The 19,181-nt window shown below is 70.1% G+C and carries 10 protein-coding genes; 3 read left to right on the top strand and 7 right to left on the bottom strand.

Features of this window, described 5'->3' with window-relative positions:
* Positions 1–7: 7 nt before the first annotated feature.
* Complete coding sequence (locus ABD332_RS43690; RefSeq protein ID WP_344510052.1) at positions 8–6,307, bottom strand: RHS repeat-associated core domain-containing protein; 6,300 nt, start codon at positions 6,305–6,307, stop codon at positions 8–10.
* Positions 6,308–6,828: 521 nt separating this feature from the next.
* Here ABD332_RS43690 and ABD332_RS43685 point away from each other — a divergent pair.
* Complete coding sequence (locus ABD332_RS43685) at positions 6,829–7,443, top strand: hypothetical protein (protein WP_344510050.1); 615 nt, start codon at positions 6,829–6,831, stop codon at positions 7,441–7,443.
* Positions 7,444–7,572: 129 nt separating this feature from the next.
* Here ABD332_RS43685 and ABD332_RS43680 read toward each other — a convergent pair whose 3' ends face one another.
* Complete coding sequence (locus ABD332_RS43680) at positions 7,573–8,547, bottom strand: AraC-like ligand-binding domain-containing protein (protein ID WP_344510048.1); 975 nt, start codon at positions 8,545–8,547, stop codon at positions 7,573–7,575.
* 530 nt (positions 8,548–9,077) lie between these two features.
* Positions 9,078–9,284 carry a hypothetical protein gene (locus tag ABD332_RS43675; RefSeq protein WP_344510046.1) on the bottom strand — a complete coding sequence of 69 codons (207 nt, stop codon included), beginning with the start codon at positions 9,282–9,284 and terminating at the stop codon, positions 9,078–9,080.
* Positions 9,285–9,686: 402 nt separating this feature from the next.
* Between ABD332_RS43675 and ABD332_RS43670 the strand changes: the two genes are divergently transcribed.
* Positions 9,687–12,095 (top strand): family 20 glycosylhydrolase, encoded by a 2,409-nt coding sequence (locus ABD332_RS43670; RefSeq protein ID WP_344510044.1) that lies wholly within the window; start codon positions 9,687–9,689, stop codon positions 12,093–12,095.
* Positions 12,096–12,420: 325 nt separating this feature from the next.
* Here ABD332_RS43670 and ABD332_RS43665 read toward each other — a convergent pair whose 3' ends face one another.
* The 3 genes from ABD332_RS43665 to ABD332_RS43655 form a co-directional block, all read right to left on the bottom strand.
* Positions 12,421–13,344 (bottom strand): helix-turn-helix domain-containing protein, encoded by a 924-nt coding sequence (locus tag ABD332_RS43665; RefSeq protein ID WP_344510042.1) that lies wholly within the window; start codon positions 13,342–13,344, stop codon positions 12,421–12,423.
* A gap of 64 nt (positions 13,345–13,408) precedes the next feature.
* Complete coding sequence (locus ABD332_RS43660) at positions 13,409–13,630, bottom strand: hypothetical protein (protein WP_344510040.1); 222 nt, start codon at positions 13,628–13,630, stop codon at positions 13,409–13,411.
* 162 nt (positions 13,631–13,792) lie between these two features.
* Complete coding sequence (locus ABD332_RS43655; RefSeq protein WP_344510038.1) at positions 13,793–14,347, bottom strand: glycoside hydrolase family protein; 555 nt, start codon at positions 14,345–14,347, stop codon at positions 13,793–13,795.
* 79 nt (positions 14,348–14,426) lie between these two features.
* On the opposite strand from ABD332_RS43655, the gene ABD332_RS43650 reads away from it, so the two are divergent.
* A complete protein-coding gene (locus ABD332_RS43650; protein WP_344510036.1) occupies positions 14,427–15,482 on the top strand; it encodes an RNA repair domain-containing protein in 1,056 nt (351 codons plus the stop codon).
* Here ABD332_RS43650 and ABD332_RS43645 read toward each other — a convergent pair.
* Positions 15,451–19,062, bottom strand: a complete 3,612-nt coding sequence (locus tag ABD332_RS43645; protein ID WP_344510034.1) for a discoidin domain-containing protein — start codon at positions 19,060–19,062, stop codon at positions 15,451–15,453. The genes ABD332_RS43650 and ABD332_RS43645 overlap by 32 nt on opposite strands.
* Positions 19,063–19,181: the final 119 nt, after the last annotated feature.

Here is a 19,181-nt window from a genome sequence, read left to right as displayed (position 1 = left end):
GTCACGGCTACCAGAACTTCTTCGGGTGGAAGATTTCGTACCAGGTGTGGTACGAGGTGATCTTCGTGTTCGATTGCCCGACGGCAGCACCGGCACCGAGACCGACACCGCCCAGTGCGGTCAGTGTGTGCACCTGCTGGCCGTCCGCTCCGGTTCCGGACGCGATCTCGACGCTCGCGGCAACATCCGCACCGCCGCTGGCCTCACCGGTACGGAACGGGCCAGCCTGATCATGAATGTCGCCGTTGGAGACGAAGCCCCCACCGCCGGCCAAGAAGCCGACGTTCGGTCCCACGCTCCACCCCGTTGTCTGGAAGGTACCGACGCCGTCCTGGTCGAAACCAACGCATTCAGTATGACCGTACCCGCCCCCGAACGCGCCGGAGGCGCCAGAGCACACGCCGAAGCTCCACTTCGAGTCGTCGGCACCATGCACGGTGCCAGCTGCCGCAGAAAGCTTGGGCTTCTGGTGCTCCGCCCGGAACTGGGCCTCCCTCTCGGTGTACGCCTCGCAGGCGCGGGCGCTCATACCGGCGCAGTTCTGCTGCTGCACCGACAGGCCCGGCTTCGACTTCTGCGGCTTGCCGCGCCAGCAGTTGCCGTTGCCGCCGCAGATCTTCTTGTTCTTGGCTGAGTGCTTCTTGTCCACGCCGCTGCCCCAGAAGGGGTTGCCGTGCGAGTAGTCCTCCTTGGTACCTCCGAGACCTTGGCCGCAGTCCTCCGGGCCGGAGCAGGTGCGCAGGCCGGTCGGGTCGCTGTTGGTGACGGGGTTTGCGGCGGCGTACATGTAGCCGTTGATCTGGAGCGGGTCGTTGTAGTCGGTGATCGGGTCGTCGGAGATGAATCGGCCGGTCAGTGGTTCGTACTCGCGGGCGCCGATGTGGGTCAGTCCGGTCGCGTCCCGGGTGCCGCCGACGAAACCTCTGGTGTTGGGCCAGGTGGGGTCGGTGCCGCGGGGGCTGCCGAACGGGTCGGTCTTGCGCCGGGTGGCGGTCTGGCTGACCGCGTCGATGGCGAGTTGTCCGCTGCCGTGGTGGTCCGCAGCGATCCAGGTGAGGCCGGCCGGGGTGCGGCTGGCGACGCCGTAGTCGCGGGTGCAGGTAACGGTGCTGCCGACCTTACGCAGCTCGTAGCCGGGCAGGTACACCGTCGCCCCGCCGGGGTCCTTGGCGACGAGGCGGGTGCCGTCGGCGTCGTAGATGTAGCTGCTGGAGCCGGTGCTGTCGGTGACCGTGGCGAGGTGGCCCTCGTTGTCCCACGTCAGGGTCTGGCCCGGCTTGCTGGTGATGTTGCGGGTGAGCGTGTTGCCGGCGGCGTCGTAGGTGTAGCTGTCGGTGCCGGTGCCGCCGCCCGTGGCGGTCACGCTGGTGAGCGTGTGCCGCTTACCGGTGGTCGGGTAGGTGTAGGTGCGGGTGGTGTCGGTGCCGCCGCCGATGGCGTGGCGGATCTCCTGGGTGCGGTTGCCGCTGTTGTAGTTGCTGGTGCCGGTGGCGTACTGGTAGCTCGTCCAGTAAGGGTCGGGCCCGCCGACCACGGCCGTGGACGGGTTCGCCTGACAGGTCGCGGCGGTCGTCGTCCACGCCTCGGTCAGCTCACGCAGCGCGTCGTAGCCGAAGCACTGGTTGGACACGACCGACCCACCGAGGGTCTCGCTGATGTTCTTGACGTTGCCGGCGGCGTCGTAGCCGTAACCTTCGGTCAGCCGCTCCGCCCACGTGTTGGGGCTGGCGGAGTTCTCGGTCTCGGTCTTGGCACTGGTGAGCCGACCGGTCGCCTCGTCAATGACGGTCGTCTGCCGGACCCGCTTCGAACCCGAGCCGAGGACCTGCTGGTACACCGGGCCGAACGCCTGATAGGTCGTCCCGGCCACGTAGGTTTCCAGGCCGCTCAGCGTCAGCGCGTTGCCGGAGTTGTCGTAGGTGCTGGTCAACGTCTCCGCGGTCAGGCCGCCCGCCGCCGGGTACGTCAGCGTGGCGGCTGACCCGTCGACGTTGTACGTCATCGACGTGGTGTACGAGCCGTTCGGCAGCCACGGCATGGTCAGGCTCGACGGGATCACCGTCGTGACGCCCAGCGGGCGGTAGCCGTTGTCGTAGCCGGTGACGGTGCTGGTGAACGCATCGGAACCGACGTACCGGGTCGACGAGGTCAGCTGGCCCTTGGCCAGCGTGTCGTACGTCCACGACGCCCGCTTGAACCCGGTCGTACCGACCCCGTCATACAAGCCCGTCTTACGGCCGAGCTCGTCGTACTTGATGGTCGTGCTGGACCCGGGGCGCGCGTCGGTGACCGTGGTCGGCCGGCCGCCCAGGTCGTAGCTGACGCTGGTCGTGCCCTTGTCCGGGTCCGTCGCCGAGTCGACCCGGCCGAGCCGGTTGTAGCTGGTGGTCCAGGTGTTGCTGGACTGGTCGGTGGTGGTCCGTAGCCGGTCGAGGCGATCGTAGGTATAGGCGGTGGCGTGGTAGCTGCCGGTGGGTGCGCCGCCGAGGTACTGGCGCAGTTCGGTGGTCTTGCCGCGGCCGTTGACGTACGTCGTGGTGGGGGTGCCGCCGGCGGGAGGAGTGACGGTGGTGAAGTTCCCGTCGTAGGCGGTGGTGGTCTGCCACTTCAGCGTGTTGACGGAGTACAGCGCATCGGTCGTCTGCCGCTCCAGGCTGTCGTACGTGTACCGGTGCTGGTTCTTGACACCCGAGTCGGTGTCGGCGAACCCGGCGATCGTGGCGGCCGGGGCGCTCGAGTTCCAAAAAGTGGTCGTCTTGGCCACGAGCTCGCGCCCGTCGTACTGGGTGTCAGTGACGATCCGTCCGCCGTTGGCCTGCGGGGCTGGCCGCTGTTGCTGCCGTTGCCGCAGGTTGCCGTCGTACAGGTCGTAGCTGGTGATCCCGTTGCCGTTCGGGCCCAGCTTGGTCGTGGTGATCGAGCTGGTCGTCCCTGCGCCCGAGTAGAGCGTGTAGGCGTAGTGAAGGTCCGCAGCACCGGTGGCGGCGCGGTTCAGCCACACGTCGGTGAGCCGGCCCAGCGGGTCGTACACCGCGGTGGTGGTCTTGTTGTTGGCGTCCTTCACCGTGACCGGGACGCCGCGAGCACCGTCCGACGTCACGGTCGTGACGTGGCCGAGCGGGTTCGTGGTCACCGTCGTGATGACCGGAGCGTCCGTCGCCGGGGTGTACTGCATGGTGGTCTTGTGCGCGTTGTCGTTCATCGGGTCACGGGTCCACACGACCCGGCCGTAGGCGTCGTAGCCGGTGTTCGTGGTGTTCTGCCACTGCGGAGACGTCCCGTTCGTCCCGGTCGTCCCGTTCATCGAGTCGACCCTGGTGACGAGGCCTTGGCCAACCGCGCCGGTGCCGGTGGTGTTGCCGTCGTAGTAGTAGAACGTCCCGGCCAGAAAGTCGTTGCCGTCGACGATCGTGCAGGTGGTCTGAGTGTTCGTGCGCTGGTAGTTGACGTGGTAGCGGCCGTTGGCCGGGTCGACGCTGCGGTCGGCGTAGGTGATATCGGTGCAGCGGTCGTCATTCGGGTCGGCCTCGTCGCCCCAGTCACGGATTTGGGTGGGCAGCGTGTAGCTGTCGGTCGTGGTGGTGGTCTTCGTCCACCGCCAACCCTCGACCCCGGCCGGGGTGGTGATGTGGGTGCGGGTGCGGGTCTCGGTCTCGGCGAAGTTGTTCGCGACCAGATTTCCCATCCCGTACGCCAGGTCTCGCATCGCGACCGTGCCGTAACCGTAGGAGTGCAGCGTCGAGGAGTACGCCAGCCCACCGGGCCGGAACGACGTGTCCTCCCGCAGCTTCCCGCGCAGCACGTTGACGTCGGTCGTGGTGCCTTGCGAGTCGGTGACGGTGACTGTCCGGGCGCCGCCGGTGGCGCTGGCCCGGTCACCGTGCAGCCCGCGGTAGTACAGCGCCGAGGACACCGTCTGCGTGCCGCCGACCGGTCCGGTCGTGGTGGTGACGTCGGTGTAGCCGCGCCAGTCCGACCACGACCGCCGCGACAGCGGCGACGTCTCGGACGGGTCGTGCCCCCACAGCACGTTCGTCGAGGAGTGCGTGAGGCTGTAGCTGTAGCTGGTCAGCACCGGCGGCGCGGTCGCGTCCGCCAGGTCCGACTGCTGCACGGCGGTGACCACGTACTTGTGGAACCAGCCGAACCCTGCCGCACCGCCCTCCGGGGCCCAGTACTGCGGGAAACATCGGTAGATGTTGTTGTTCGCGCTGCCCTCGGGGATGCTCGTCGGGCTGCAGTCCTGTCCCGCGTAGTACACCGTCAGCAGACCACCGGTGCCGTTCTCGATGCTGCTGAGCCGGAACCGGCGCAACTTCAGCACACCGGCGGGAAGGTTGTAGTCGACGCGGTTGTCCAACGCCCCGCCACCGAAGGCCATCGGCGGCGTCGACAGCGCCGTGCCGCCCTTGTACCCGGTGTGCTGCAACCCTTCCAGCCACAACGCCGCCGGGCTGGCGTCGCCGGGGTTGAGGAAGTCGTGGTCAAGGGTCCACTTGTCGACGTCCTGGTAGGTGGCGGTGGCCGGATCCGTCAACACCTTCGTGGTGACCGAGGCCAGGGCCCACTGCATGAAATGCGCCGGGCTGGTCAGGTTCGGACACGACGACGCCACACAGTACTGGTCCCACGGCACGTCGATCGAACAGGTGCCGACATCGTTGCACCGCGACTCGAGCCCGAAGTCGACCCGCATCGGCGCCGGCTTACCAGCCGCACCCTCCGAACCTTGCCGGGTGCCGTACTCGATCCGCACGGGGTAGACGTTGACGTCGTAGTCCGCGACACCGTTGTTGTTGTTGTGGCCGTACTTCGCGGTGGTCTTCTGGTAGAAGATCGTCTCGCTGTTGCCACGCGGGTCCACGACGTAGTCCAGGTTCCACCGGTACGCCTGCGCACACGACGACGCCGCATACCCGCCCTGTGCCGCCGTCTTGTAGCACGGCTCCCCGCTGTTGTTGCCGTACACCGGAACGATCCCCGTGGAGTACGTCTGCGCCGCCGTCGCGCTGTAGGCGCCGCCGTGACCGAAGAAGTACTGCGTCCCGTCCGGCGACATCACCTGCCAGAACTCGCCGTCGTTGTCGTAGTTGACCGCACCGGTGTACTTCTTGAAGCTCCACCCGGTGTGGACCGCCGACTTGTACTCACCGGTGGCGTTGTCCCGCACCAGCTGCCCGGACACGCCGTCCATCACGATCGAGATCGGCTCGTTGTCGCCGTTCGCCGACGTCCAGCACAGGTCGCCGGTCGCGTTGCCGTCGTCGGAACAACCCCGGTACGACCGCTCGATGTAGCCGAGGTCGAGGTCCCAGCCGTCACCGACCCACGACGCCTGCGCGTTCGTCGCCACCGTCTTGCCGTCCAGGCCGCCCGAGCTGTACTGCAGCTGCAGATTCGGGGTGGGACCGCCCAGCGACGGCGGCACCGCCAACGGCACCGAATAGGTGAAGTCGCCCGACGAGCCGCCCTGCGACCACGACGCCGACGGCGACAACGACGTCTTCGACCAGTCACCCGCCTGCGAAGCCGTGCCCGACGTCAGCGCCAGCACCGCACCCGCAGACCCCGAGCCGGCGGACTTCGACCCGCCCGCCACCGCTGCCGGGTCACCCGGCAGCGACACCGAGTCGAACGACACCCGCTTCGACACCGGGTTGTTCAACGACTTCAGCGGCGTCTGCACCTGACATTCCGGCAACGCCGGCGTGCTCGTCGCGCACGCGGGCAGCGACACCAGCCGCAGCCGGCCGCCGTAGTCACCGCCGTAGCCCGTAGCGAACGCCGCATAGTCCACGTCCAGTCCCACCGACCCGGGCCGCGCGGCACCGTCCGCCCGGTTCACCGTCAGCACCACACCCTTGACACCCAACGCCGTGGCCACGTCCTGGCCGAGCACCGAAACCCGCACCTGCGACACCGTCGCAGCGACGCTCTGCGCGGCCTGCTCCCCCGCCGTGCGCGGCTCGGCGACCGGGCCACCGGCCCGGACCGTCACCGGCAACCCACCAGGCGCCACCACGGCACCCTGCTGCTTCGACTGTGCCTGCGCCGTCCCGCTCACCGGCACCACCGCCGACCCGGCCACCGGCCACACGGGCGCCGGCACCTTCCCCAGCGCCGCCTTGTCGGACTCGACCCCCGGCCGGGCGCGGCCTGACACGCCGGACACCGCGACCGACTGCGCTTGAGGATTCGCGACCCCCGACGGATTGGCGGGTGCCGCTGCGGCGGCCTGGTGGTCGATGCTGTCCAGCCCGCCCAGCACCAGCAACGCAGTCAGGGCGAGGGTCACCGGACGTGACACCCGGAGCCAGCTCAGCGCGATGAAATCATGCGAACGCCAACGTGTCGGCAACGTAACTCCCGTCAGCCATTTACGGACATGAATGTGCAGGCAGCCGGAGTTCCCCGCCCCCGGCGCGAATGCCTGCCTTACAGGCGAGGACTGCGGGCCGAGCGGCCGCTGGCGATGGCATGCAGAGACCCAGCGGCCGTTCGCGACGCGGAGCGATGGGTCGGCACGTTCTGCCGCTTCATCGCACCCCCCGTTTCACCTGTGTCGTCGCCGCCAACGATCACGGCGATCGATGTCAGTCTGTGGGTAAGCGCGGCTGCGGACGTTGCCTATCCGGACCACGTTGTTGTCGATGCGGTCCAGATTCGGCTCTTGGACCCCGGACCCTTGCCACGGACTGCGGCCGGCCGGCCTCGTAGATGTCCTCGGCGAGGACGAAGTGGCAGCCGCCCGTCGTCTCGGAGAGCTGCTCGAAAAGATCCTGCAACGGCTGCCGGTCGCCGATCAGGGACACGTATGGACCCGCTGAAGTGAGAAGAACGCCGAGGACCTCGCGCGATCCGTGGCGTGACGACCTGCACGGACGTCCTCAGCGGAACACCCTGCCGGGCAGCGTGGCAAGCCCGGGTCAACGGCCATCGAAGATGGTGTGGAAGTCGCACGCAATACTGTCGTCCATGGGGATGCAGATCTCGACGCTGTCCGAAGTGCTGATGTGGGCGTCGGTGTTCGCGGTCGTGGGCGTGGGCGCCGCCGCGGCGGTGGGCATCGGAGCGCACCGGCGGAACCGGCGTATCCTGCGGCGGGGTGTGCGCATGACGGCCGAGATCGTCGCGGCCGACGTCGCGCCCGGGAATGCTCGCTCAGAGCGCCGGAACGTGCGGCTGCAGCTGCGCTTCGAGGGTGTCGAGGAGCACGTGCTGGACTTCATCGGGTACCGCCTGCGCGCCGCCGACGCTGCGGCGCTGGCACCGGGTGTGAGGGTGCAGGCCTGGGTGTTGCCGGACGACGGATCCGAGATCCGGGTCGCCCATCCCGGCGAGCCGGCCCGGATCCTGGCGTTGCAGGCCGCTCCCGAGGTGTCCGGCAAGTACCCCGACGGTACCGCCGACGGCATCGGCTCCGTGCTGTTCCCGGACGTCTGAACCGGCGGCACCATGAGCCCGGCGGAGTTCATCGCCGCGGCCGTGCCCGGCGCCCAGCAGACACATGATCCGACGGATGAGGTCGAGGCATGCGGCACCAGATCGGTGTTGTTCGCCTGGCAAGGCCGGTCAGTGCCGCACCCGGTACTCGTTGGGGGGCATCCCGTACTCCTCCCGAAAGATGCGACTGAAGTGGGCGGTGGAACGGAATCCCCAGCGGCTTGCGATGGCGTGCACGGGGCGGTCGCGCAGTCCGGGGTCGGCCAGGTCCTTCCGGCAGCGCTGCAACCGCCGGGTGCGAATCACCTCGGCTACCGGGGATTCGCCGGTCCGGAAGAGACGCTTCAGCGTGGTCATCGAGACGTTGTGCGCCGCGGCGATCATCTGCGGTCCGAGGTCCGGCCTGCCGAGGTTGGCGTCGATGAACGCGTCGATGCGGGTGCGCAGCACTTCCTGCTGGACGTTGCCCGACAAGGAGTCTGCGACGTCGAGCTCCTGCGCGAGCAGCGCGGTGATCAAGTTGAGCGCGATCCCCGCGAGGAGCGTGGCGTCCGACGCCTCGTACTGCTCAGGATGGACGCTGATCTGCTGCAGGTGCTGCGCCAGCAGGCTGCCGATCCCCCCGGTTGACGGCAGGGGCTCGCCGAGCAGCCGGCTGACCTTGTCGTGCGGTATGGGCAGCTGTGCGTGCGGAATGACCACGACGACGGAACCCGCAGGCTCCGGCGCAGCCGCCCGGATGCCGTGGGACGCCTCGTAGGGGCGGGAGGAGGTGAGCAGCGTGAACTGGCCCGGCTGGATGGCCGACGCACACTGGCCCTGCTCGACCGCACCGGAACCCGATGTCAGCAGCGCCAGTTGGTACTGCTGAGGATCGGAGCGGCGGATCAGCTTTGCCGTCCGCCGGGTGGTCAGCGATGGAAACCGGAGCGTCGTGAGGGTGAGCGCCCCCAGACTGCTCGTTCGCATCCAGGCATCGAAGTCGTGGGCGTGCGTGCTGCCGATCTGGTTGGGTGCGACCTCTTTGGCCACGAGCTCCGCCCAGTGGTCGAATCGCTCGGCCGGCGGGAGTGGCGACAGGTCCACGGTGTACGTTGCCAGCATCTTCGATCGTCCCCTCGCATACTTTCTGGAAAGCTTCTCGGCAGGCTGTGACCGCGACAGGTACCGGATCCCGCCGGGCGCACCGAAGGCACCTGTGTTCACGCAACTTGCCCACGCCATTCAGCCTCCGTGACGGCGCGCCGCGGCGGATCGACCGCGCGGCACCTCAGTCGGTGGGCCTCCCGATCAACCGATCAGTGGATGCGCTCAACCTTCCGATGCTGTGGTTCAGGTCGCGTCCGCAGCTGCCGGGCGTCGCCGAGCGCCAGCAGCCGGCGGCTCTCCCAGACCGACTCCTCGAACCGGACGGCGTCGACGCACGCCGGCTCCAGGTCCAGCCGGTACCCCGCCGCGCCCCCGTGCCCGACCGTGGCGATGAGCCCCTCGCCGCGCTGCCCCCGCTCACCGGGTTCGAGGGCACGGCGCTTCCGCGCTCAGATGAAGACGAAGAACGCGACCCACATCACGCCCGCCATGCTCGGCATGACGTAGGTGAACACGGTGAGCGCCGAGACGCGCCGCCGCGACCGCTAGGTCTCGCGGGTCTGCTGGTACTCCGGCAGCCGGTCGACGGCCATCGACTGGACGTGGCGCAGGTACTGCACGCCCCACCAGCTCACGTACCCCCAGACTCCGGCGAGCACGATGCCCACGACGGCGATGATGGAGACGGCGACGGCCAGCCGGTGCACCTGCTGACTGACCGACAGCAGGATGGAGTACGCGACGACCAGCATCGACTGGGCGACCAGGAAGTAGTTCCCCGCTGGACGATGCTGTCGTCGATGTGGATGCCGTGGGCCCACAGCCGGTTGTCCTCGTCGCGCCGGTCCTGCTCGTCTCGTGCGGGGCTCGTCACGGCTGCCACCCTTCGAAGCTCGCTCCGGCGTCGCGGCAGTCCACCGCCTGATCGGAGAGTTCCTCCTGGACCGGTAGGTCAGCCGCGGCTCTCGGCGAGTTTCAGGACGGCGTCGATGGGTGAGGCGGAAGCGCTCCTCAGCGACGCCGGCCTCCGCCGGAGGCCTCGACCTCCCACGGCGTCGGCGGACTGTCCACAGAGGGAGACCTTGACACATTCGCACCCAGGACATAGCCTGCCGTCAAATTAGCAGGAAACTTAACAATTGCCGGAGGATGCCGTGCACCGTTCCCCGCGCAGCCTGCTGCTGGCCTCCGCCACGGCCGTCGTGACCGTCGCCGCCGGCGCCGCCTGGGTGCTGGCAGGCTCCCCGGCCAGCGCCGCGGTGAGTCTCTCCGACGTCGTGCCCGCGCCGGTGTCGGCGCAGCCCGCGGCCGGCGTGACCTACACGCTGCCGTCCAACGCCGCGATTCAGACCGCGGCCGGCGCCACCGACGTCGGCGACTACCTCGCCGGCATCCTCCGCCCGTCGACCGGTTACGCGCTGCCGGTCTCCACCACGACCGGCACGCCGGCGAGCGGCATCGCGCTGCTGCTATCCGGCGCCGATCCCAGCGTGGGCACCGAGGGCTATCAGCTCGACGTGACCGCCGCCGTCGTCACGCTCCGCGCCCAGACCACGGCAGGGCTGTTTCACGGAGTACAGACGCTGCGGCAGCTGCTGCCGGCGACCGTCGAGGCGCGGACCGTCCAGAGTGGACCGTGGACGGTCACCGGCGGCCGGATCGTCGACTTCCCGCGGTACGGGTACCGCGGCGCGATGCTCGACGTGTCCCGGCACTTCTTCGCCCCCGACGTGGTGAAGCGGTACATCGACGAGATCGCGCAGTACAAGATCAATACTTTGCACCTGCATCTCTCCGACGACCAGGGCTGGCGCATCGTGATCGACGCCTGGCCGCAGCTGGCGACCGTCGGCGGCAGCACCCAGGTCGGCGGCGGCGCGGGCGGCTACTACACCAAGGCGCAGTACTCCGACCTGGTCTCCTACGCGGCATCGCGGCAGATCACTGTCGTGCCCGAGATCGACATGCCGGGGCACACCAACGCCGCGCTCGCCTCCTACGCGCAGCTCAACTGCAACAACACGGCCCCGCCGCTCTACACCGGCACGGCCGTCGGCTTCAGCTCGCTGTGCGTCAGCAAGGAGGTCACCTACACGTTCGTGCAGCAGGTGCTCAACGAACTCGCCGCCCTCACCCCCGGGCCGTACCTGCACATCGGCGGCGACGAGGCGTCGAGCACACCGCCGGCCGACTACACCACCTTCATGAACCGCATCCAGCCCTTCGTCGGCACCGCCGGCAAGACCGTCATGGGCTGGCACCAGATCGGGCAGGCCACCCACACGACGAACCGGGTCGCGCAGTACTGGGGAACATCCACATCGGACGCTGACCTGAGCGCCGCGGTGAGCAAGGGCGACAAGATCCTGCTGTCGCCGGCGAACAAGGCGTACCTCGACATGAAGTACACCAACTCGACCCCGCTCGGCCAGACCTGGGCCGGCCTGATCGAGGTGCAGACCGCCTACAACTGGGACCCGGGCGCCTACCTCGCAGGCGTTCCGGCCAGCGCGATCCTCGGCGTCGAAGCTCCGATGTGGACCGAGACGATCACCAACCTGGCCGGCATCGAGTTCATGGCGTTCCCGCGGCTGCCCGCACTCGCCGAGCTGGCGTGGTCACCGCAGTCGGCACGCAACTGGGACACCTTCAAGGTACGGCTCGGCGCCCAGGGTCCACGGTGGACGGTCCAGGGGATCAACTTCTACAGCTCGCCGCAGGTGCCGTGGGGCACGCAGCCGACGACACGCAGCGCGTACACCCAGATCCAGGCCGAGAGCTACAACGCGCAGTCCGGTACACAGACCGAGACCACCACCGACACCGGCGGCGGCCAGAACGTCGGCTACGTCACCCCCGGCGACACGCTCGCCTACGACCTCGACTTCGGCGCGGCGTCGCCGGCCTCGGTCACGACCCGGCTGGCCTCCGGCGCGGGCAGCGGCACCATCCAGTACCGCCTGGACTCCGCCACCGGCCCGGTCATCGCCAGCGTCCCGGTCACCTCCACCGGCGGCTGGCAGGCCTGGACCAGCACCACCACCAACCTGACCGGCACGGCCACCGGCGTGCACCGGCTGTACCTCACCTTCACCGGCACCGCGGGCACCGACTTCGTCAACCTCAACTGGCTGCAGTTCACCGCCGGCGCCGGCCTCCCCAACGCCTACAGCGTCCGGCAGGCGGAGGGCTTCAGCAGCCAGTCCGGCACCCAGACCGAGACCACCACCGACACCGGCGGCGGCCAGAACGTCGGCTACGTCACGCCCGGCGACTGGCTCGGCTACGCAGGCGTGGACTTCGGCACCCCGACCGCGGCGTCGGTGACCACGCGGCTGGCCTCGGGTGCGGGCAGCGGCACCATCCAGTACCGCCTGGACTCCGCCACCGGCCCGATCATCGCCAGCGTCCCGGTCACCTCCACCGGCGGCTGGCAGGCCTGGACCAGCACCACCACCAACCTGACCGGCACGGCCACCGGCGTCCACACCGTGTTCGTCACGTTCACCGGCACGGCGGGCGCCGACTTCGTCAACCTCAACTGGTTCCAGTTCAACCGGTAGCGCACTGGACGGGACCGATCCACGCGGTCACGAACGATCCCTGCGACGCCCAGCGCGCCGCAGGGAGCAATGCGGCCACCCGCGGCGCACCTCGCGACCACGGAGCCCGAGCTTCCGCAGGCACGGCAACGACCGTGAGCACCAGGCCATCGTCACTCGTCGGCGGGCCGGGACACCGGCCCGCCGACGAGCCGGCGCCGGCATCGCGTCGGCGAGCAGCCGCCTCAGGCTTCGATCCAGCCGTGGTCACGGGCGATCACGGCGAGGCGGTCCCTGATCTCGCAGATCTGCGCACCGCTGAGCGATGGGGCGTGCCGGAGCAGCATCAGGGTGACGGCGCCGGGCGGTGCGCCTGGAGGGCGGCGAGCAGCCATTCGAAGGCGGGCACGGCGGCCGGCGCGGCGGGGACGCCGTTGAGCACGCTCAGCAGCTGCCAGTAGCGCTCGACCCGCCGGTCGGCGACCATCTCCAGCCAGTCGATCAACGAGGCGGCCTCGTCGTCCGGCAGGTCGGCCGGGACGATCCGGTCCAGCACGGCCCGCCCGCGGGGCGAGTCGGGGGCCACGCCGCGCTCGACGGCGCCGCCCGCGTGCTCGATGACCAGCGGCCTGATGTTCAGGCCGAACTCCAGGCGGTTGTCGTCACCACCGCTGAGCACCATGGCGCGGACCTTGCGCCGGAAGGACTCGTCGGACACCAGCTCGGCCAGCTCGATCCAGACGTCGACCTGCTCGGACGTCGGGTTGTCGGCCAGCTCGAGCGGGAGCTGGCGCATCCAACCGGCGACGACCGAGGCTTCCTCGTCGTCGACTCCGGCGAAGGCGTCGTTGACGAAATCGTCGATGATCTGCTGGCGTTCCTGCGCCGACAACCGGGCCAACTTGTTCATCAGGGCCATCTCCTCGGTGGTGCTGTCTCGTAGCGCGACGGTGCGGAGGACGGCGCGGCGCAGGCGGAGCGTGCGGATCTCGGCGTCGAGGGCCTTGACGTGCGTCTCCGCGAGCTCTTTCAGCGTCGTCTGGCGGGCCAGCAGCCGCTGGATGGCCTCGAGGCCGAGCCCCAGGTCACGCAGTGTCCGGACCAGGTCGAGCCGCGCGACCGCCTCCGCGTCGTAGAGCCGGTATCCGCCGGTGGACCGGACGGACGGCGGAACCACGCCGTTGTCCGACCAGAACCGGATGGTCCGGGCCTGCAGACCGGTGCGGCTGGCGAGCTGCCCGATCGTGTAAAGGCCCGTCGCGTCGTCCATGGATCTCAACCTGCACCTTCCACCCGGTGGAACCTCAAGCGCTGTGCGCAGAAATCTGTCCGGGTCAGGCGGCGCCGCTGCGCAGCGCCCGGAGCGCGTCGCGCAGGACCGGCTCCGCCACACCCCGGACCAACTCTGCACCATCGGGACCGTCGAGCACGAAGGTGAACCCACCCAGCGCCTTCTTGTCCCGGCCCATCAGGGCGAGCAGGTCGTCGTCCTCGACGGCCGGCGGGAGCCGGGTGCCGAGCCCGTATCCGGCGACCACCTCGTGGTGCTCAACCACCCGATCGTGGTCGATCCGGCCGAGCAGCCCCGGCGCGCACCGGTCGAGGCCACGACACCGGGCAGGTCGTGGCGTACGCCCGAGCCGATCCGCACCGGGTAGGACCGCTCGCCGAGGTCGACCCGCACCTCCCGGTGCCCGGCCGGCTCGCGCCATCGCCGCCTATTCGAAGAACTTCAGGCCGTAGCCGAGGTCTGTGGTGGGGCCGGGGACGTTGGCGCGCCGGTAGGTGACGTTGCCCCACCAGACCGCGGTGCCGGTGTACCAGTACCGGTTCGACCACGAGTACGGGGTGCCCTTGGCGACCGCGTGGTACATCGTCGGGAACCGGTTCCCGGACGGCGGGCTTGTCGCGATGTCGCCGCGTTCGAGGACGAACGTGTGGTGCCCCGGCCCGTCGACGTACAGCGTGGCATCCCACCCGGTCATCATGTTCGGCGCGTAGGAGCCGAAGAGGCAGCCGTTGCTCTTGTACCAGTCCCACACGTAGGTCGGGTCGCCGCCGGCCCAGAGCCGTAGCTCGGCGAGGCAGTACTTGCTGCTCCAACTGCCGTTGGCGGAGTACATGCGGTGGGCGGCGCTGCGACCGGCGGAGAAGTAGACGTGGTACCTGCTGTCCTGGTGGACGATCTCCGGTGCCCATACCTCGCCGAGGTCGCCGGCGTCGCGTCGTATGGACGCGGCCGGCGACCGACCACCCGCCGCCGCTGCCCTCAACCGGGTACGGTTCGCCGATGATGCCCGCGTTGCCGCCGGTGGCGGCCGGCACGGTCCCGGACCGGCCGAGCTGACCGGCATGCGCCCGATCCAGGAGGTCGTGTCGCGGATCCGGTACGACCCCGCGCTCGACGCACGCCGGTTCGTCATCGGCTACGAGGAGCGCGGCGCCGGCATCCGCGAGTCGCCGCTGCCCGCGTTCGTCGCCGGGTCCGACGTGCCGTGGCATCGCGTCCGGTACGTGCGGGCCGGCGACACTGTCGTGTGGGACCGGCAGGCGCGGATCGACCTGGTCGGCGCGGACCTCGCAGCACTGCGTCCGTCCGCGCCCGGAACCCCGGTCCGAGCGGCGCCGTCCGCCGGGGAGCCGGTGCAGGTCGCGGTGTACAACGTGCTCTCCGACGCCCACGACCGCCACCGCACCTACCCGCACCGGCGCGTCCCGGCGTGCGTCGAGCTGCTCGGCGGCCTCGGCGCCGACGTCATCGCCCTGCACGAGGTGACGCACGAGCTGTGGTCGGCGCTGCTCGTCGCCGACTGGGTGCGGTCCGGCTACCACGTGTCCGACGGCCCGGCGGCCGACGCCGCCTACGGCACCGTCCTGCTGAGCCGCCGGCCGCTGCGCATCGAGTCCCACCGGCGGCAGGTGGTCGGCATCGCGCCCGTCGGTGGGGCCCGGGTCGCCTTCGCCGCCGCCCACCTGACGAGCAACCGCGCGCCGGACGCGCCGCGACGCCGCGCCCACGAGCTGCGGCTCCTCGACGAGCGGCTGTCCCGCCCCGACATCGACGCCGCCGTGATCCTCGCCGACGTCAACTTCGGCGACGACACCCCGATCCCCATGCCCGGCATCGTCGACGTGTGGCCGGCGCTGTACCCGTACGACGCCGGCTACACCTTCGACCCCGCCGCGAATCCCCTGGCGGCGATCGGCGACCCCAACGGCCGCCCAGGCCGCCTCGACCGGATCCTGCTGCGCGGCGAGCACCTGGTCCCGGTCGAGATCCAGCGCTTCGGCGACCGGCCGTTCGCCGTCGACGACCGCCCACGGTACGTCTCCGACCACTTCGGCCTGACCGCGCTGCTCACGGCTGGTCCTAGCGCTACGCGCCCGGGCGTACCTCCAGTGTGCTGAGCCTGGCGTCGCCCTGATGCCACGTGGTGGTCACGGCGACGTACCGTGCTGTGGCGCCCAGCTTGACCGAGCCCAGCTGCGTGCCCGCCGCGACCGAGCCGACGTCGGTGAACGTCAGGCCGTCGTCGCTGACCGACACTGTCGCCGCAGGTGCCTGCGCCCCGTCCCAGGTCAGCCCGACCGTGCCGATCGCGGCGGACCGCCCCAGATCGACGACCATGCGCCCGTCCGGTCCTGGGACCCAGGCCGTGCCCCGGTCGCCGTCGACAGCGAGGGACGGCGACGTCATGCCCTGCGGAAGCACGGACGCGGGGAAGGTCTCTGTGCCGAGCGCGAGATCCGCGACCGGGTACGGGCGGGCGGAGGAGAAGGACACCGTCTTGACCATGCCCGTCGGCGGCAGGCCGGCGCCCAGCACCTCCCCGGTCTCGAGGTTGCGGAGCTGCACCGAACGGACGGTGCCGTTGGAGGAGACGCGGATGGTGCGCGCGTCGTCGACCACGGCGGTCAGTCCGGCCGGGGCCGTCCCCTTGCCCGGCGTCACCGCGGTGACCCGCGGGGTGAGCACGACGGCCGAGCCCGGGCGGAGCGTCACGTCCAGCACGGAGGACGTCGCCCCGACGCGCTGAGTGCCGGCATACAGCGGAACAGCACCGCCGCCGTGCGGGATCGTGACCGCCGTGGTGGCTTCGGTGCCGGAGAGGTTGAAGACGACGAGGAAGCCGTCGACCAACGCGGTCTGCGTGGCGGGGTTCGACGTCGTCGGCTCAGGGCGCGCAGACTGCGCGGCCGTCGCGGCGGCTGCGCCCGGCACCATCTCGATCAGGCGCGGCCCCTGGCCGCCGTCGGCGAGGCGGATCACCTGCTGGGTGTCGCTCGCGCGGGAGACGGTGATCGGGGCGTCGGAGCCGCGGACGACGAACCCGCCCTTGTTCTCGACGGAGATCCACCCGCCGTCCGACTCGAGCACGCGGTTGCCGGTCTCCCGGTGCCGCGCGACGTCCTGCCAGGTGACGCCGTCCATCGAGGCCTGAACCCGGTATTCCTCTCCCGCGGCGGCCTCCCAGCCGAGCTGCACCTGCGACAGCGCGGTGGGCCCGCCGAGGTCGACCTGGATCCACGAGTCGCTCCGGAGGCGGTCTGCCTTCGACACGGCCCAGCGCGTGGTCGGGCTGCCGTCGGTGACGGCGCTCGCGGGGAAGCCGCTGTCGGCGCTCGACGCCGTCACCGGGCGCTTGGCCGCGACGTCGGTGCCGGTCGGCTCGAACGCCCGGAAGTGGTACAGCGAGTAGCCGTACTGGGCATTGCCCCGCACCCCCTGCATCCGCACGTAGCGCGTCGTGACCGGCGCCGGTGCCGTCTGCCCGGGCGGGGTCAGGTCCACGGTGTCGAGGCGCGCGACGTTGACGTCCGCCGGGGCGTTGCCGTAGGCCGCGGCCGTGCGCCAGGTCCGCCCGTCGTCGGAGACCTGGACCAGATAACGGGCGCCGGCGGCCGACTCCCACGCGACGCGGACCGAACCCAGCACGGTCGGGGCACCCAGGTCGACCTGAATCCAGGAGTCCGGCCGGGTGCGCTCGGCGACCGAGACGGCCCAGCGGGTCGACGGGTTGCCGTCAGTGACACGGGCCGCCGTGTACCCGCTCGCGACGTCCTCACTGGACGCCGTCGCCGGGCGACCGGCCGCGACATCGGTGGGCGTCGTCGGACCGTACGCGTGCAGCGAGTACATGGAGTAGCCGTACTTGGCGTTGCCCTGCTGGCCGAGCATGCGCACGTACCGGGCGGTGGTGGGCGCGTCGAACGTGAGGTCGTCCACGCGGGCGGCTTTCGCGTCGGCCGGGTCGGCGGGAATCTTGGCCTGCGGGGCGACCGTGGTGGTGCCCTCGGCTGTCGTGTAGGTCCGCGAGCCGTCGAGCCCGAACGCGCCTCCCATGTCGAGGTTGCGAACCGAGACGATGCCGTCATCGGCTCCGGCGCCCGTGGAGGCGTAGACCGCCGCGCCGGTCGGCAGCGTCGCCTGCCCCGCGTAGCCGGACCCGACCTGGAAGACCGACGCCGTGCCGTCGAATCCGTCGCGCGGCCGTGTGTACGTCGTGACGTCGCGGGACGCGATCTTCGCGCTCGTCGACGGGTACAGGAACGGCGTCGCGCCCGAGACCTGGAACAGCCACGAGTCGTGGCCGGGCACCCACGGGAACTTGACGTACCCGGGCTTGCTGAGGGCGGCCGCCCACGCCGTCGTGGTCTGTTGCATGACGATCCCAGCGCTGGCACCGTAGTCGCGCATGCCTGCGGCGGCGGCGACGGCCTGCGCGTCGGTCAGTGGCTGCACGGGCCCGGCGGCCGATCTGGCTGCGTGGTCGTGCAGCAGGTAGGAGATCGCGATCTCCGCGCGCGCCTCGGGCTCGTACTTCGCCTCGCCGGAGAACTTCGTCAGCCGGTTCGTCGGTGCATACGCCTGATAGGCGGCCAGGCCGGCGGCCAGGTGCTTCTCGGCGGTCACCGCCTCGGGGCGGCGAAGTACCTGGCCGACGAACGCCAGCGGGATCACGTCGCGGCCGTAGAGGAACTCGCGGTCGGCGACCATCGGCATGAAGGGCTCGCCTTGCGCCGACATGCCGAGTTGGAGCGAGTTCCACAGCTCGGCCGAGTTCGGCTGGTGCAGCAGGACCTCGGGCACGGGCCGGCCGTTGAGGATGAACTGGATGGAGTTGCGGCCGCCCGAACGCCAGATGTCCGACTGGTAGTGCGGTGCGTACGCCCCATGGTTCTCCACGAGGTAGGTGTCGCGGATGTTGTGCATCGTGTTGCTCGAGATCGGCGCTCCGCCGACCTGCGCCGGGTTGTTGCGGTCCGCAGTCGGCTGACCGGCCGCGTTCCGGGCCCAGGTGTTCAGCTGGTCGGTCCAGCGTCCCGCGTCGGGGTCGTCGGGCGCCCATGCGACGCCCGGGGCCAGCGCCTGCGTGTACACGCCGGACTCCTCCAGCGCCGTGTCTCCCTGGTAGGCGCCGTCGGGCCACCGCGCGTCCCAGCTGCCCGACAGCGGGTCCTGCGCGAAGTTCAGGTCGGCGGCGTACTTCGCCTGGCCTGTGGCGATGGTCTTGAGGTTCGCCTGCGTGGCCGGGTCCAGCTCGGCCCACAGCAGCCGGCCCGCGTCGAGGAAGTACGACTCGAATGTCGAGTCCCAGAAGAGCCTCTTGCCCCATGTGCCGTTCGCCCGGACCAGCCGGTTGTCCGCGGCGAACTTCCTGATCGTGGCCAACGTGTGCGCACGCAGCACGTCCTTGCTCACGCCCGCGAGGTCGGCGTCGTAGTCGCCGTGCGTGAGCAGGACGGCGTTGCCCAGGACGACCGCGAAGTTGAAGTCCGTCAGCTGATAGGCGCCGGCAGCCGGGTCCCACACTGTCTCGACCCACCGGGTGTGCCGCAGCAGTGCCCCGTAGTAGTCCGCGGCGATGGCGTCAGGGGCACCGAAGGCGGGGGCGTCGTCAGCGACCGCCGCGGGGCCGACGAGCGCGGTCGCGACGAGCGCCACGGTCGCGGCGGATGCCGCAAGGGCAGAGAGCAGACGGCGCATGTGTTGCCTTTCAATTGGCTGACCCGAACCCGAGCTCTTGGCGCAGGAAGTCCCATCGGACGCCGGCCGATCAGTGAGTTTCGCGGTTCCGATCGGCCGGCGTCAAGATGCTAATACGA

The organism is Dactylosporangium maewongense (genome assembly GCF_039531485.1).
GTDB lineage: Bacteria > Actinomycetota > Actinomycetes > Mycobacteriales > Micromonosporaceae > Dactylosporangium > Dactylosporangium maewongense.
The sequence above is the reverse complement of the archived record's forward strand: the minus strand, read 5'-3'. Positions and strand labels throughout refer to the sequence as shown.

Excerpts from the sequence above, each read along its gene's own strand:
- ABD332_RS43680 (WP_344510048.1), bottom strand. The coding sequence starts at position 8,547 with ATGCTGGCAACGTACACCGTGGACCTGTCGCCACTCCCGCCGGCCGAG.
- ABD332_RS43675 (WP_344510046.1), bottom strand. The coding sequence starts at position 9,284 with ATGCTGGTCGTCGCGTACTCCATCCTGCTGTCGGTCAGTCAGCAGGTG.
- ABD332_RS43665 (WP_344510042.1), bottom strand. The coding sequence starts at position 13,344 with ATGGACGACGCGACGGGCCTTTACACGATCGGGCAGCTCGCCAGCCGC.
- ABD332_RS43650 (WP_344510036.1), top strand. The coding sequence starts at position 14,427 with ATGCGCCCGATCCAGGAGGTCGTGTCGCGGATCCGGTACGACCCCGCG.
- ABD332_RS43645 (WP_344510034.1), bottom strand. The coding sequence starts at position 19,062 with ATGCGCCGTCTGCTCTCTGCCCTTGCGGCATCCGCCGCGACCGTGGCG.